We start from the raw sequence: 14,731 nt of genomic DNA, 5'->3' as shown, positions 1-14,731 counted from the left end.
TCCTACCCCCCAAAAAAAACCGAGTGCTCACGCACGTCGGTTCGTTTGCTGGTGATTGTTTGGGTTAGCTGATGATGAGTTTGATTCCGGTCGCCAGCATGACTGTGACTAGGAAGAAGAACACGAATCGACTGCCACGTTCGATCGCGAGTTTCGCGCCGACGACCCCACCGGCAACGTTCCCCGCTGCCATCACCAGTCCCGGGATCCAGTCGATCATTCCGTAGATGGCGAACACGATCGCGGCGACCAGGGTAACAATCAGACCGATGCTGTTCTTGATCGCGTTGGAGGAGACCAGTTTCATATTGGTGAAGTAGCTCATCGCCAAAAGCAGCAGGATTCCCATGCCCGCTTGAATGAATCCCACGTAAACGCCGATCGCGAAAAAGACAGGGGAGCGATAAAACGCGGGGTAGGTTGCGTGGTCGCCTGATTCGAGAAAGCGTTTTGGATTGGCGACGAGCAACAACGCCATTCCCAAAAACAGAATACCGAATGCTCGTTCAAACGCGTCCGCCGGCAAATAGACCGCGAGCAACGCACCAAAGGGGACACCAAGTAATGTTGGTGTTGCCAGGCGGATGGTGGACGCCGAGTCCAGGTGACCGTGTTTGCGGAAGGTCACGACGGCGGACGCAGTCGAGCACAGGATCGCAACACGATTGGTCGCGTTGGCGACCTTGGGATCGAGGCCAAAGAGCATCAGTGCAGGCAGCGTTAAGAACGAGCCTCCACCGGCCACCGTGTTGATGATGCCCGCGAAAAATCCCGCCAGCACGAGCGAAAGATAAAGCAATAGTTGCCAGAACAAAAGATTCTCGGCGTGCTAGTAGCTCGAGTCGGTCGGCGTGGACGTCGCGACGGAAATCGCGGGCAGTCCGAGTTCTTCACGCAGCGGATCCAAGATGGCTTGCGTGCGGCTGGCGCCACATCGGGTAACGCCGAGTTCTCGGACAGCACGCAGGCCGTCGAGGTCTCGCACGCCACCGGCGGCTTTTACCTGGACGTTTTCGGCGGAGTGTTTTCGCATCAGTTGCAAATCTTCGTGCGTCGCACCGCTGCTGCCAAACCCGGTCGACGTTTTCACCCAGTCGGCGTTGAGTTCAGAGCAGATTTCGCAGAGTCGGATCTTTTGTGTGTCGTCGAGGTAGCAGTTTTCGAAGATCACTTTGACCTTTTGTCCGGCGGCATGAGCGACATCCACCACGGCGGCGATGTCGCTGCGGACATAATCCCAATTACCACTCACGACACTGCTGATGTTGACGACCATATCGAGTTCTTCGCAACCGTCGGCAATCGCCTGTTCCGCCTCGGCCCGTTTGACTTCGGTTGTATTCGCACCGTGGGGGAATCCGATCACGGTGGACGTTTTCACCGTGCTGCCGGCGAGCATCTCGGCCAGGCGTTTGACGTAGAACGGCATGATACAAACGCTCGCCACGTCATAGGCGATTGCCATCTTCACACCACGTTCGATTTCGTCGCTGGTCATGTTCGGCGTCAGCAACGCGTGGTCGATCATCTTGGCGAGGTCGGTGTAGGATTGGCTCATGCTGGCTACGTGACGATGGGAGGGGGCGTGAGAGCAAGGAACGCTTTGTCGATGACAGGTACCAGTTTGCAGGTACCAGTTTGCAGGTACCAGTTTGCAGGTACCAGTTTGCAGGTACCAGTTTGCGGGCACGTATGTGCGGCCGGCGATTCTATCAGGCGTGCAGGTCGGCTGCCATGACGCGGAGTCGGCGAGTGGAACGGGTGGCGGGCGTAGACCCGGTTGCCTCGTGTTGGCCGCGGCTAGCGGCTAGCCGCTAACGGAGATCGGTTGATCGGCAATGCGATAGGTCTAGGAGCATTCGCGGATGCTGACGCAACGTTCTCGTGCGACGACGATGTGATCGAGAACAGAGATGCCGATCAGTTTGCCGGCTTCGGTCAGCCGTTGGGTCACGGAATGGTCTTCGCGGCTCGGAGTCGGGTCACCGGATGGATGGTTGTGCACCAGGAGCACGGCTGAGGCGGCATCGCGGATGGCCGGGCGAAAGACTTCACGTGGGTGGACGAGCGACGCGTCGAGTGTACCGATCGTGATTCGGTGGGAACGAATCGGTTTGTGTTTGGTATCGAGGGTAACGATATGAAACTCTTCTTGAACGGCATCGCCGGCGAGGTAAGCGAACTTTTCGGCGCAGTACTGAGTCGCTTCGAGCGTGCTGGTGATTTTGTGAATCACGACCGGTCGTTCACGGAGCGCTTCGGTCGCCCGTTTGCCCAATTCGAGCGCGGCGAGAATTTGACAGTAGCTCGCTTTGGTGACGGCGGGGGTGACTTCGCGAAGTTCAGGTAGGCCGGCATCGCGAATCCGATCGAGTTCACCGTGGAAACGGTTGGCGAGTTTCTGTGCTCCCGTGACCGCGGACTCTCCGACGACACCGACACGGATGAGGATGGCCAACAAATCGGCGTCGGAAAGCGACGCGGCCCCGAGCCGCATCAGCCTTTCTCGCGGGCGTTCCTGTTCGGGGGTTTCTTTGACTTGGTCGCCATGAATGCGGCGATCGATCCACTGGTCGACCGAGCCGACCGGATCGTTTGCGGTCCACGCGTAAAGAATCTCGTTATCCTCGCGAATCGTTTCCAAAACGCCTGCGCGGACGACCTCGTTAATGGTTCGGGTGACGAAGCTCGCGGTTTCTTCGTCAACGAGATCGGCCATTTCGCTCCGCCGGAATCGCGAACGCTGCGCTAACGGATAGAGTACGCCCTGGTAACGTTTGCGACGCTTTTCGCTCATCGACCGCGAGTCTCGTTTGAGTTCGGTGGGTTGTCCTATCGCTGGGGCACTGGACAATGTGTCCATCGAGATTGTGTCCATCGATATTCAACTGTGTTCGTGAGGTCCCGTTTCATGCCCAGCATTTTCAGCAAGATCATTGCTCGAGAGATCCCAGCAGACATCGTATACGAAGACGATGACTGTTTGGCGTTTCGTGACATCGCCCCGAAGGCGCCTGCTCATATCCTTGTCATCCCGAAACGTGAGATCGTTTCCCTCGCTGATTTAACAGATGAAGACGAGGCGGTGATGGGACGGTGCGTTGTCGTGGCGTCCAAGATTGCTGCTCAGGAGGGGCTGGCGGACGGATACCGATTGGTCGTCAATTGCGGGGACGACGGAGGGCAGGAGGTGCCCCATATTCACTTCCATCTACTCGGCGGTCGCAAAATGACATGGCCGCCGGGTTGAGTTGGCGTCCGGGTTGAGTTGGCTTTCGAGGTGAGTTGGCTTCCGGGGTGACATGGCCGCTGGGGTTAGCTGCCGCTGGGGTTAGCTGCCACCGGGCTGACTTTCTGTCGAGTTGAGGACGCATTCGGAGCGGGCGTCGGTGTTTGCTATCTGCAAAATGAGCGGCGTTTGGCGGCTCACGCAGGACTCCGGGAGGGAGGCAGGTGCGGTTTAGGTAAAGTTTGCGGACTGAGCGGACGATAACGATTGTGTGGCCGATTTTCTCGGGCGAAAAACGTTTTCGCAGGAGAGCAGCGGTCGGTCGTCGCGGTCCTACTTGATCGGAACGCGGCTCAAAACTAGCCCATGTGAACACGGATCGTTTGCGATGAACTACGCCGCTCAATCCCTCTTGCTCATTCTCGGTTTGACTTTATCGGTCGGTTGCTGTGGACCGTTGTGGAATCCGGGTTGCGGAACCGGCTGCGGCACTGGATGTGCGACCGCGTGTGGCGACGGCTGTGGTGCGTGTGGCGGCTGTGGCGAGTTGTATGTCGACCCTTGGATCAACCATCCGGCGGATTGCTGCGACCCGTGCGATGCCTGTGGCAACTACAACGGGCAATCCTGTGGCAAATGTCGACCGGTTTTTGCCGGAGTCAAAAGCCTGTGGGGATATCGTTGCGACGACGGATGCGGGTGTGACTCAGGGTGCGGTGTCGCGTGTGACGGCGGTTGTGACTCCGGGTGTGGTGATTGCGGATGCGATGGTGGCGCCTATGGCTCCGGCATCGTTCACTCCGACGCGATGGTTGGCGGATACGTCAACGGTGGCGAGATGCAGTACGACGTTCGCGAAGGTGAGACGATTGTTGAGTCAAGCATCTCGAGTGACCCGTCCTCAACGTCGACGAGCAACCCACGAATCATTTCACAGCCACGCATGACACGTCGCAGCGGAAACGCTCGGCAGATCTTTCAGCCTCGCCGCGTCGACGAGCCGAAGCAGGCACTCGCCTACTGAGAACCCTCGTGAGCAATCGCGAGCCGTTCGACGATAGCCGCGTCAGACACGAGCTGCGTTAGACACGATCAAAATCGCGTCGGTCGCTGAACCGATTCGGCAAGGCATGCGGACCGGTCCTCGACGCCACGTCCTAGCCTTTCACCGTCGCGTCGGATTGATCCATCTGCAGGTGAACCATGTCTTGATAGCGTCCACCGAGGGCCAATAGTTCAGCGTGTGTCCCCGTTTCGATGACCTGGCCGTCTTCGAGCATCACGATCAAGTCGGCGTTGATGATCGTGCTCAACCGGTGAGCGATCACCAGCGCGGTTCGGTCTTGGAGAAGTTCCGAAAGGCTTTCCTGGATCAGCCCCTCGCTTTCGCTGTCGAGGTTGCTGGTGGCTTCGTCGAGAATCAAAATTTGCGGATCGGCCAAGATCGCTCGGGCGATCGCCAACCGTTGCCGCTGGCCACCGGACAGCTTGACACCACGCTCGCCGATCAAGGTGTCATAACCGAGTTCGAGTTTTTCAATGAACTCATGAGCCGCTGCGGCGCGAGACGCCGCGATCACGTCGGCACGATCGGCTCGCGGTTGTGCGTATGCGATGTTTTCATGGATCGTGCCGTCGAAGAGAAACACGTCTTGCTCGACAATTCCGAGCAACGAACGGTAGCTCGATAGTTGGATGTCGCGCAGGTCAACGCCGTTGTAAAGAATCTCGCCTTCGGTCGGATCGTAGAATCGTGCGATGAGATTGGTCAGCGTGGTTTTGCCGGCTCCACTGCGTCCGACGAGGGCGACGGTTTGGCCAGGAGCGATCTCGATCGAGACATCTTTCAAGACGAGGGTTTGCGTCCCGGGGTAGCTGAACGAGACATTCCGCAGCGAGATCGCACCGCCTCCGACGTGTGGCTGCAAGCGAGTGGCGCCTTCGCGGCTGGGCAGTTCTTCCTCGACGTCGAGCACATCGAGAATCCGGTCGAGTCCCGCGAGGTTGTTTTGGAACATCACCGCGCTACCGGCGATCGTCGCGAGCGGGTCGAGCAACATGGTGAGATAAACGAGGAACATCATGAGGTCCCCGAGCGTCAGTTCGCCACGTGTGATTTGATAGCCGCCGTAGAGCAACAGACCGGTCGATGCGAGCGGGATGATGACTTCCCAAATCGTCTCGATGATCCGCATCCACCACCACGTGAAGAGTTGTTGGCGGACGAGGAAATCGCCCTCGCGGACGTAGCGTGAAGACTCGCTGCGTGCTCGGGAGAACGTTCGTACCACGCGAATGCCACCGAAGGTTTCTGTCGCTCCGCTGTCGATCCGTTGTCGTTGTTTGCGGACGTCGCGAAAGAGCGGTCGAATGCGGTTGATATAGGTGCGATGCGTGATCCAGACGACGGGCAGCAAGATCAGCCCGCCGACCATCAGTTTCCAATCCACAAACATCAGGATGACCAGCGAGCCGCCGAACTGAACCACCGCACGCCACGGGTTGTAGAGCATGCTGAAGATGAGGTCGGCAACCCCGCCGGCGTCTTCTCGAATCAGGCTCGCCACCCCGCCACTTTTCATCGAGTACACATGATGCAGTGGCAAGCGAACCGCGTGATCGAAGACCTCGCGACGAATTGAGACTTGGGCTTTGTTGACCGACTTGGTGGCCATCCAACGTCCCATCAAATTGACCACGGTGCCGATCGCCGTGAGGACGGTGACCGCGGCAGCGATGGCAACGAGGGTTCGCATCGGCGAGGCGATGGGATCACCGAGAACCCAAACCGCGCCCGGTATCTCCACCAACCACGGTGGCAACGGAGAGGGCGGCCGAGTCAGGACCGAGTCGATTGCGAGTTTGGTGCCCAGCGGTGGGATCAGACGCAGCGCGATTCCGAAAGTCAGAAACGTCAGGGCGACGACGATGCTGCCGCGATGCGGCGAGATCAGTCCCCAGAACGCAGTGAACAATTCGAAAAAGGATCTGTCCCGGTCGCCAATCTTTTTTCGACTGCGTTTGGACCGGGAATCGTCGATGTCGGAATGCGGTGACGCGTCGGTGGATCGTTCGGATTGGTGACGTTGGCGGACGTTGACGCGATATTTGTCGAATCGACGGCGACTCGGAAGGACTGTCATGGAGTACGTTGGCAAGTTGGAAGATTGGAGCGGGCGTTCGCATCCAAATAACGCAGTATTGCGACTCGTCCAGCGAGGTGGCCGATGGCGAACGCCGATCCGAGTGGAGTCATCGTAACGCGTTCGAGGTGGAATCGTCATGCCGGGCGCAGGCAGCGGCAGCGCCGCGGCAACGTGTAAGCCTCCTTCGCCGCCGGAATCGACGTGTAGTGGCTGGTTCCCATTACACTTCAAAAATTAACTTGATCCTTGCAATCACCGGCCGTACAACAGTTCAGTTGGCTATCGCATCACACGAGGGAGGGGCTTGTGAATAGGTTCATTTTAAAATCGGCGAGAGTAAGTCTGGCGTTGGTGCTTTTGGCCAGCCCGGTGTTGCTAGCGAGTGGTGGGTGCGGCCGCCAAGGGGGCGTCGTGGGCGAGACCGACGAGTACAGCTACGAGGATGTCGCGGCTCAAATTCGGGCTGACGACGAAGCTTCCGAAGCCGAAAAAGAGTTGCGTGACCAATGAGATATCAAATGATTCGTCGCCGGCGTTTGGGATTCACTCTCGTTGAATTGTTGGTCGTGATTGCGATCATCGGGGTATTAGTCGGGTTGCTTTTGCCTGCCGTTCAGGCGGCACGAGAAGCGGCTCGGCGTATGAGCTGCAGCAACAACGTCAAACAACTCGGCTTGGCGATGCACAACTACCATTCCGCCTACGGCCAACTGCCGATGCACGGAACGGGACCGACCAATGAAACGACTCGTTCGACGACAGCCGCCGAGAAAAGTGATGGAACCGGATTTACCCGTTTGGAGTTGTCGTATCTCGTCGGCCTGTTGCCGTTTTTTGAACAGCAGGCACTTTGGGAACAAATCAGTAACCCGATGGTGGAGTCCGATGGTGACCGATGGCCCGCGTTCGGGCCTCGTCCGTTGGTGCTCGAATACCCACCGTGGCTGACTGAGATTCCGACCCTGCGATGCCCGAGCGATCCCGGTGTCGGTTTGCCGGCACTCGGCCGGACCAACTACGCGGCCTGCACCGGCGATGGATTTTATGATGCCGAGAACGGGGCCACTGTTTGGACAGGATCGTCCACCAACGGTCAGTGGTTGTATAACTCCGACCAACAAGCCATGGAACGCACGCGGTGTGGGATGCGAGGCACGTTCGTTCCACGACTGACAATGCGTTTCCGTGATATCACCGATGGTTTGTCGAACACAATCGCCATGGGCGAGATCATGACGGGACTCAACGACAATGACATTCGTACCGTAGGCACGAGTGCTCCGTCGAAAAAGTCAGGCAGCAAGACGTCGGCCCAATCGGTGGCAGACAACCCGAACCAATGTTTGGACCTTGGCTTTGTCGATGTGACTCGTCCCACGTTTTGGGATACGGACGTGGTGACGACGTATTCATCGGTTTCGCGACGTGGTTTCCGTTGGGCGTCGTTTCATACTTTGCAATCACAGTTCAACACGATCCTTTCACCCAACTCGACGGTGTGTTTGGTGGGCGGGGCGGATACTTACGGGGTCGCGCCTCCGAGCAGCCGACACGTCGGTGGTGTTCATGTTGCGATGGCGGACGGTGCGGTGAAATTCATTACCGACTCGATCGATGCGGGAGATCCCAACGTGCCTTGCGTGTACTGCGATCTGCTTTCCGGCGGCGCCTACAGCACGACTCCTGCGGGGGCGCGAAGCCCGTATGGTTTGTGGGGAGCGTTGGGAACGAGAAATTCGCGAGAGGTGATTGATCAAGAGTTTTGATCCGCAGTGAAGTAAAACTCGGATAAGCTCGCGACGCTGCTCGCGAAACGATTTCGGATTTGTTTCGCGGCGCCCGCCTATCGGTATGAGCTGAGGCCGCCGGATTCTGTGCCGGCGAGATTGAGGCGTTATCGTCTCGTGACCGGGAGTCTGCCTGTAGCGAGGTGTTTGTGCTCAGCGTCTCTCTCGCGACTCTGATTGACGGTTCTGGTCTGTGGCAATGCGATGCCGTTATAGTGGAGCGTTTTGAGAGAGGGTGGCTGCCGCGTCACCGATCGCCGTTCGTTGACCCTGTCGGGATTGTCGACTCCTGATGCAAGCTACCACTGCTACCGCGACGACTGAAAACCGCATTCCGGTGTTGTTTTCGCCGGCGGTGGATTTTCTGGCCTTCGGTGGCAGCGCGCTGCTCGCGTTGGCGATGTTACCGATCGGGGCGGCGTTGGGAGTGCTTCATGCGGATTCACCTCGTTGGATGTGGGTGACGGCGATCCTCTTAATCGACGTTGCTCATGTCTACGCAACCGGATTTCGCGTTTACTTTGACACTGACGAGCTTCGCCAGCGACCATGGCTGTATGCGCTGACACCGTTGCTCGCGTTTCTCGTCGGCGCGTCAATCTACAGCGAGAGCGTCACGGTGTTTTGGAGCGTGCTGGCGTATCTCGCCGTGTTTCATTTCATCCGTCAACAGTACGGATGGGTTGCGCTTTATCGTTCCCGAGAGGGTGATCATGAACGACTCGGGTGGTGGATCGATGCGATCGCTATCTACATGGCGACGGTGTATCCACTGATTTACTGGCACACGCATTTGCCGAGACAGTTCACTTGGTTCACCGAAGGCGATTTTCTTTCGCTGCCGACATGGATCGGAGTCGTCGCCGAACCGCTGTACTGGGCGTCGCTCGCCGCATATTTCGGAAGGTCGATCTATCGTGGAATGCGTCAGGGGGCATGGAATCCGGGGAAAGATCTCGTGGTGGTGACGACGGCGATCTGTTGGTATGTCGGGATCATCTCTCTGAATTCAGATTATGCGTTCACGGTAACCAACGTCATCATCCACGGCGTTCCCTACATGGTGCTGATTTATTGGTACCGCTGGCATCGTTCGTCGGCATCGCGAGATTCGGCATTGGGTGCCGCCGAGGTGCATGCTGTTTCGCGTTGGAAGACGGCGGCCGGTCGGTTGTCGCTTTTCTTAGGCGCGATATGGGTGCTCGCCTACGCGGAAGAATTGCTGTGGGATCGCGGGGTTTGGAACGAACAGGATTGGTTGTTCGGATGGGCAACCTTCGGCGCAGGAGAATCGAACCCGACGATCGGATCGCGATCGAGCGGGTTCGGTTTTTGGCTCGCTCCACTCCTCGCGGTTCCTCAGATCACGCACTATGTCCTCGACGGTTTCATTTGGCGACGATCTGCTCGGCGAGACTGACGTTATCGAAGTAAATCGATGACTTGGTCGTGAAGGACCGCGTTGGTGCCCACGCCATCGCCTCCGCGAACGGTCGGTGTCCCCGTCCAGTCGGTAAAGCGGCCGCCGGCTTCGGTGAGGATGGGCAGCATGGCGGCGACATCCCACGCGTTGCAAATAGGGTCAACCATCACATCGGCGCGACCGGTTGCGACCATCAGGTAGCCGTAACCATCGCCCCAGGTGCGCGATAGGAAGCAAGCTTCCTCGAGTCTTTGATAGGCATTTGCGTTCCCGCGTTTTCCGAACGAGCCGACCTCACTGGTGACGAAGATGGCATCGGAAAGTTTGTCTCGTTTGGACACCTTTGCCGGCGTCCAGTCGATCGACGTATCGGAATCGAGCTTCGACGCCGTGGACGGCAGGCCGGCCGCGTAAAACGCACCGTGGCCGATGGCTCCGACGACTGCCTGTCCGAGGGCGGGAATCAGGATCATGCCGCCGAGCGGTTGACCGGCGTGTTCGATTGCGAGCAGGGTTGAGTACAGCGGCACGCCGCAGATAAACGATTTTGTTCCGTCGATCGGATCCACCGTCCATCGGTATTCGTTGTCTCCGGTTTGCTCGGCGAACTCTTCACCGGCGATCGTGTCACCAGGAAACATCTCGGCGAGCAACTCACGCGTGCGGAGTTCGGCCTCGCGGTCGGCAATCGTTACTGGAGAATCGTCACCTTTGCGGATGACTTCCAACGAGCGGTTTTGAAAGTGCTCGAGAGTTTTCGCTCCGGCGGCGAGACCCACTTCGATCATCGCGGTGAGTCGGCCCGCATGAGGTGCACGCCACTGGTCAAATAGTTCTTGAGACTGCATTGGAAAAAGAAACCGAGAAAGGGGAGTGTTTAGAAACGACGCTCGAGTACGGGTTCGTTGCCGATGTGATATCGGTTGACGACAACGGCTAGGATCATTCCGGCGGCGAAACCGCCCGCGTGCGCCCACCAGGCAACTCCGTCGACGAGTCCATTGGTCAGTGATCCGATGCCGCTGAAAACCTGCATCGCGAACCAGAGTCCTAAGAAGACGGGCGCGGGGACGACGATGGTGGTAAAGATAATGACCAATGGCAAAATCGTCAGGACGCGAGCGTGCGGATATAGGAACGCGTACGCGCCCATTACTCCGGCGATCGCCCCGCTCGCTCCAATCGTCGGCACGGGGCTCGAGGACTGCGTGACATAATGTGACAACCCGGCGAGTATTCCCGTCCCGAGGTACAACGCCGCGAATCCGACATGTCCGAGACGGTCTTCGACGTTGTCGCCGAAGATGTATAAGAACCACATGTTGCCGATGAAGTGCATCCAACCACCGTGTAAAAACATGCACGTGATCAACGTCACCCAAGGCGGCACCGGTGAGGGGCCCATCTCTTGTCGCACGTTGACGACTTCGATCCCACGTGGAGTGCGTACCTGTTGTTGAGTTTCAATGACCGGAACCGCATCGGGGTCGCTCAGTCGCAACGGGATCATCGCGAAGGCCGACACGATGCCTTCACCATGGTCGGGCGCGGTTTGCTGTGCGAAGAACGCCAGTGAGCATAACGCGATCACGATGTAGTTAACGACCGGTGTTCGGCGGCTGGGGATATCATCGCGAAGCGGTATCATGCTGGACCGTTGGAAGGGCTGTCAAAGCTGCCGCCGCAACCGGTGGCAGGGCTGAGGTGCGAAGACGGGAATTCTAAAATGCGAGGGACAGGGATTCCGAGATGCGAAGCACTCGAATTTCAGGCGACTTCGTTTTTGTCAGCAAAAGCGGTAGTTTATCCGGTTAAAGGTAGTCTACGAACACCCGATCACCAACGTCACGACGAGAAGCGAGCAGGCTGATGTCCGACACCAATTCCCCACGAGAATGGCGAGCCGAACTATCCGCGGCGACAGACGCCAGCCAAATAGTAGCTGTTTTGCAAGAACTCTCTGCACACGAGGACGTTCGCGGAATCGCCCGGCAGTGCCTCGATTTGCTTTCGCATAAGGACTCCAACGTTCGCCTATGGGCGTCCGAGGTGTTGGAATCGGCGGCAAGACCGACCGCCGACGAAACGCAGGAATTGACAAACTATCTAGACGGTCTACTCGATCAGCAAGCGGCGTCGTCAAAGAAAAAGTTTGTTTGGCCGGGAACCCAACCCGCGGAACCCGATGCCGACTCCGCCGGCAACGAAAAAGAGAATTCGCTGCGCGCCGATCAAATGTACTGGGCGGCGACCATGTTAGGCCGGATCGGTCCGGACGCGGCGAGTGCCGATGTTGTGTTGGCGAGGTTAGAAGGCCTGGCTCAGGATGCCGGTGCGGCGCCTTTTCACGACGCTGCCGCACGAGCCAAAGTCATGCGAACCCGGTGTACCTCCTAAGATTGCGGTGCACCTCCTGAGAATGCGGTGCACCCCCTGGGAACCGGTGTACTTCCTGGGAACCGGTGTGCCACCGGAGAACGCCGCGTGCTAGCTGAGGATGGCCGAAGGCCGTTCGCCGGGGGGGGTGTTTTGACGTCGGCCCCATGCGACTCGGGCGGTGAAATACAGTCCGACCGCGAGCAGTGTCCCGAGCGAATCGGCGAAGAAATCGTGGACGTCGGGAGTCCGGCCTCGCACGAGTGATTGCGTCAACTCGTCGAGAACCGCATAGCTGATGCAGGCGACAACAATCGAGCCGAAACGCCGCAGAAGCCGAGTCGAGTTGGTGCAGTAGCACAGCAGGGTTGCTAGCATGAAGAACGCGGTGAAATGCATCACCTTGTCATTCATGCGGGGGACCGCTGCCGGAATTTTCGGCAAGTGAGTGCCGGTGAAAATCACGCACCAATAAAACGCGAGCAAAACGACACCGAGCCGAATTCCGAATAGGCGAATTCCCGAAACTGGTTGCATCGATCATGCTCTCTAGCAAACGTTGACTCACACAAAGGTCTGTATCGTGTTTTTCAATCTCTCGGTTCAACTCAAATTGACGAACCACCACAGTTCGCAGCGACGCCTCGCGTCGTCTCTCGGCGTCGCGGTGTGGGGTGGATTGCTCGTCGCGGCTTGGGTAGTCTCGGCAGATTTCGCGTTTTGCCAAGACTCCAACACCAATTCTTCATCTGTGTCGGCTTTGAAGTCCGAAAACGGCGACTCAGGGGCCGGTTTCTCCCCGATGCGAGGAAATTGGAAAGCGGCCTCGTTCGGAGGTGATGGGCCGATCTATTTTCATAAGACGGAATCGGGAGGCGAGCGAATCGAGATGTACGCCGGTGACCCGATCACCGGAATTCGGTGGACTGGCAAATTCCCGAAGGACAACTATGAAATTCGTTTGGAAGCACGGCGGGTGGAAGGATTTGACTTTTTCGCCGCTCTGACCTTTCCCGTTGCGGACGAACACTGCTCCTTCGTGCTTGGGGGATGGGGTGGCGGGATGGTCGGAATCAGCAGCATCGATGGAATGGACGCGTCGAGCAACCAAACCACTCAGTACAAAGAATTCGAAACCAACCAGTGGTACAAAATCCGTGTCCGGGTCGACGAGATGGCAGTGACCTGTTGGATCGACGATGAAGAATATGCTGTCGTGCCACGCGGTGACCACACCTTGAGCATTCGGATCGAGATGGATCCTTCGTTGCCGTTGGGGATCGCGAACTACATGACCCGAAGTGAGCTGCGGAACATCGAAATGCGTGTCTTGAACGCGGAGGCAGCAGAGGTGCTCGGTGTTTCTGATGTAACGAAGAAGACAAACGAGTCTGATGCGAGTGACAACACATCAAAGGAAAACAAACGATAGATGTCAAATTATGAATTCTCAGATGGCGTGTCATCGGACTACGGTTTTGCTGACGACACTTCTCGCCAGGATCTGATTGATTTCGATGCCCATTGGATGGGTCGGGCGATCGAACTCGCTCAAACCGCCGCGATTGCTGACGAGGTTCCTGTCGGCGCGGTGATTGTTCGCGACGGCAAGATGATCGCAGGAGCAGCCAACGAACGCGAAGCGTTGCACGACCCCACGGCACACGCCGAGATGATCGCCATCACGCAGGCCGCTGCCGCAATTGAAAATTGGCGACTCGAAAAGGCGACTTTGTACGTGACGCTCGAGCCATGCCTGATGTGTGCCGGTGCGATCCTTCAGGCACGGGTTCCACGCGTTGTCTTTGGAGCCGTTGACCCGAAGGCGGGTGCCGTTGCGAGCATGTATCAGGTCCTCAACGACGATCGGTTGAATCATCAGTGCGAGGTTACTTCCGGGGTGATGGCCGAACGGTGTGGTCGTATGTTGACGGAGTTCTTCGCATCGAAAAGAGCGATGGGGAAAAAGTAGAGAATTGAGCGTCGTTGTGCCGAAAATACCTATTTGCAATTTGTAGCGTGATCTGCGGATTCTGCCGATAGACAATTCATGACATGCGAGCATCCATGAGTTTTTGATTCGTTGAAGGCCGAACCATGACAGCAACCGCTGCCAGTTCATCGACACCCAATTTTGCGTTGCGCTGTCGTAGCCTTTCGGATTTAAGCATCGTCGACAGTCCTCCCGAGGAGGATTTCGATAACCTCACACGGCTCGTGCAAGAAGTCGTGAACGTCCCGGTGGCGTTGGTTTCGATCGTCCAGGAAGACCAAGATCGACAGTATTTTAAGAGCCAGCAGGGGCTTCCCGAGCCTTGGGCAACCCTGCGGCAAACACCTCTGTCGCATTCATTCTGTCAGCACGTGACACGATGCGACGAGATGTTGGTGATCCACAATGCGTTGGAGCACGAACTCGTCTCCGAGAATCTCGCTGTCCGCGACCTCGGTGTGGTCGCGTATCTCGGTTTGCCAATCTATTCACCGGAGAAGGTTTGCGTCGGTGCCCTTTGTGCGATCGATGTTCATCCGCGGCGTTGGTCGGCAACAGAAATTCAAGTGATGAGCTCGATCGCGGATTGCGTCTCAGAGGCAATCTTGTTGCGAGCAGCGATTCGGACCGCGGCGGAACTCCAAGCCGAACAGCAGGCGTTCACGTACGCTTTGTCGCATGATTTGAAGGCGCCGGTGGTGTCGCTGAAGTCACTGCTCGAAGAGATGGAGACGGAGTGCCGGGAGAACGGCGGTGATCCTGAATGCGAATTGCTGC

16 protein-coding genes are annotated in these 14,731 nt (G+C 57.6%); 9 read left to right on the top strand and 7 right to left on the bottom strand.

What is annotated here, in order from left to right; all coding sequences use genetic code 11:
- Positions 1-64 precede the first annotated feature (64 nt).
- The 3 genes from RSSM_RS08320 to radC form a co-directional block, all read right to left on the bottom strand.
- Positions 65-814: a sulfite exporter TauE/SafE family protein gene (locus RSSM_RS08320; RefSeq protein WP_008676573.1), complete on the bottom strand. Its 750-nt coding sequence runs from the start codon at positions 812-814 to the stop codon at positions 65-67.
- 15 nt (positions 815-829) lie between these two features.
- Positions 830-1,558 (bottom strand): deoxyribose-phosphate aldolase, encoded by a 729-nt coding sequence (gene deoC / locus RSSM_RS08315; RefSeq protein ID WP_008676571.1) that lies wholly within the window; start codon positions 1,556-1,558, stop codon positions 830-832.
- Positions 1,559-1,849: 291 nt separating this feature from the next.
- Entirely contained in the window at positions 1,850-2,797 is a 948-nt protein-coding gene (gene radC, locus RSSM_RS08310) for a RadC family protein (RefSeq protein WP_044301818.1), read from the bottom strand.
- 114 nt (positions 2,798-2,911) lie between these two features.
- Here radC and RSSM_RS08305 point away from each other — a divergent pair, with 114 nt between their 5' ends.
- Positions 2,912-3,250, top strand: coding sequence for a histidine triad nucleotide-binding protein (locus RSSM_RS08305; RefSeq protein ID WP_008676568.1), 339 nt, complete (start codon positions 2,912-2,914; stop codon positions 3,248-3,250).
- Positions 3,251-3,617: 367 nt separating this feature from the next.
- On the top strand, positions 3,618-4,253 hold the full coding sequence (locus RSSM_RS08300) for a hypothetical protein (protein WP_044301811.1): 636 nt from the start codon (positions 3,618-3,620) through the stop codon (positions 4,251-4,253).
- A 133-nt stretch (positions 4,254-4,386) separates the two neighbouring features.
- Here the strand turns inward: RSSM_RS08300 and RSSM_RS08295 are convergent, their stop codons facing one another.
- On the bottom strand, positions 4,387-6,372 hold the full coding sequence (locus RSSM_RS08295) for an ABC transporter ATP-binding protein (protein WP_008676564.1): 1,986 nt from the start codon (positions 6,370-6,372) through the stop codon (positions 4,387-4,389).
- Positions 6,373-6,681: 309 nt separating this feature from the next.
- Here RSSM_RS08295 and RSSM_RS33080 point away from each other — a divergent pair, with 309 nt between their 5' ends.
- The 3 genes from RSSM_RS33080 to RSSM_RS08285 all read left to right on the top strand — a co-directional run bounded on the left by RSSM_RS33080 (position 6,682) and on the right by RSSM_RS08285 (position 9,582).
- Entirely contained in the window at positions 6,682-6,885 is a 204-nt protein-coding gene (locus RSSM_RS33080) for a hypothetical protein (RefSeq protein WP_144059653.1), read from the top strand.
- Between the two features lie 8 nt (positions 6,886-6,893).
- Positions 6,894-8,141 carry a DUF1559 domain-containing protein gene (locus RSSM_RS08290; RefSeq protein ID WP_008676559.1) on the top strand — a complete coding sequence of 416 codons (1,248 nt, stop codon included), beginning with the start codon at positions 6,894-6,896 and terminating at the stop codon, positions 8,139-8,141.
- A 313-nt stretch (positions 8,142-8,454) separates the two neighbouring features.
- Positions 8,455-9,582 (top strand): hypothetical protein, encoded by a 1,128-nt coding sequence (locus RSSM_RS08285; protein WP_008676556.1) that lies wholly within the window; start codon positions 8,455-8,457, stop codon positions 9,580-9,582.
- 2 nt (positions 9,583-9,584) lie between these two features.
- On the opposite strand, the gene RSSM_RS08280 is transcribed toward RSSM_RS08285, so the two are convergent.
- Entirely contained in the window at positions 9,585-10,433 is an 849-nt protein-coding gene (locus RSSM_RS08280) for an inositol monophosphatase family protein (protein ID WP_008676553.1), read from the bottom strand.
- A 29-nt stretch (positions 10,434-10,462) separates the two neighbouring features.
- On the bottom strand, positions 10,463-11,233 hold the full coding sequence (locus tag RSSM_RS08275) for a rhomboid family intramembrane serine protease (RefSeq protein WP_008676550.1): 771 nt from the start codon (positions 11,231-11,233) through the stop codon (positions 10,463-10,465).
- Positions 11,234-11,454: 221 nt separating this feature from the next.
- Here RSSM_RS08275 and RSSM_RS08270 point away from each other — a divergent pair, with 221 nt between their 5' ends.
- On the top strand, positions 11,455-11,982 hold the full coding sequence (locus RSSM_RS08270; protein WP_044301805.1) for a hypothetical protein: 528 nt from the start codon (positions 11,455-11,457) through the stop codon (positions 11,980-11,982).
- 90 nt (positions 11,983-12,072) lie between these two features.
- Here the strand turns inward: RSSM_RS08270 and RSSM_RS08265 are convergent, their stop codons facing one another.
- Positions 12,073-12,498, bottom strand: a complete 426-nt coding sequence (locus RSSM_RS08265) for a VanZ family protein (RefSeq protein ID WP_008676546.1) — start codon at positions 12,496-12,498, stop codon at positions 12,073-12,075.
- Between the two features lie 46 nt (positions 12,499-12,544).
- Here RSSM_RS08265 and RSSM_RS08260 point away from each other — a divergent pair, with 46 nt between their 5' ends.
- From RSSM_RS08260 to RSSM_RS08250, 3 genes are all read left to right on the top strand, one after another.
- Positions 12,545-13,393: a family 16 glycoside hydrolase gene (locus tag RSSM_RS08260; protein ID WP_008676544.1), complete on the top strand. Its 849-nt coding sequence runs from the start codon at positions 12,545-12,547 to the stop codon at positions 13,391-13,393.
- 96 nt (positions 13,394-13,489) lie between these two features.
- A complete protein-coding gene (tadA, locus tag RSSM_RS08255; protein WP_044301809.1) occupies positions 13,490-13,933 on the top strand; it encodes a tRNA adenosine(34) deaminase TadA in 444 nt (147 codons plus the stop codon).
- A gap of 125 nt (positions 13,934-14,058) precedes the next feature.
- On the top strand, positions 14,059-14,731 hold a 673-nt coding region (locus RSSM_RS08250), incomplete at its 3' end, for a GAF domain-containing protein (RefSeq protein WP_008676541.1).

Origin of the sequence: Aporhodopirellula sallentina SM41 (assembly GCF_000346505.1) — a bacterium.
GTDB classification, from domain to species: Bacteria; Planctomycetota; Planctomycetia; order Pirellulales; family Pirellulaceae; genus Rhodopirellula; species Rhodopirellula sallentina.
This window is presented reverse-complemented; position numbering and strand designations above follow the sequence as displayed.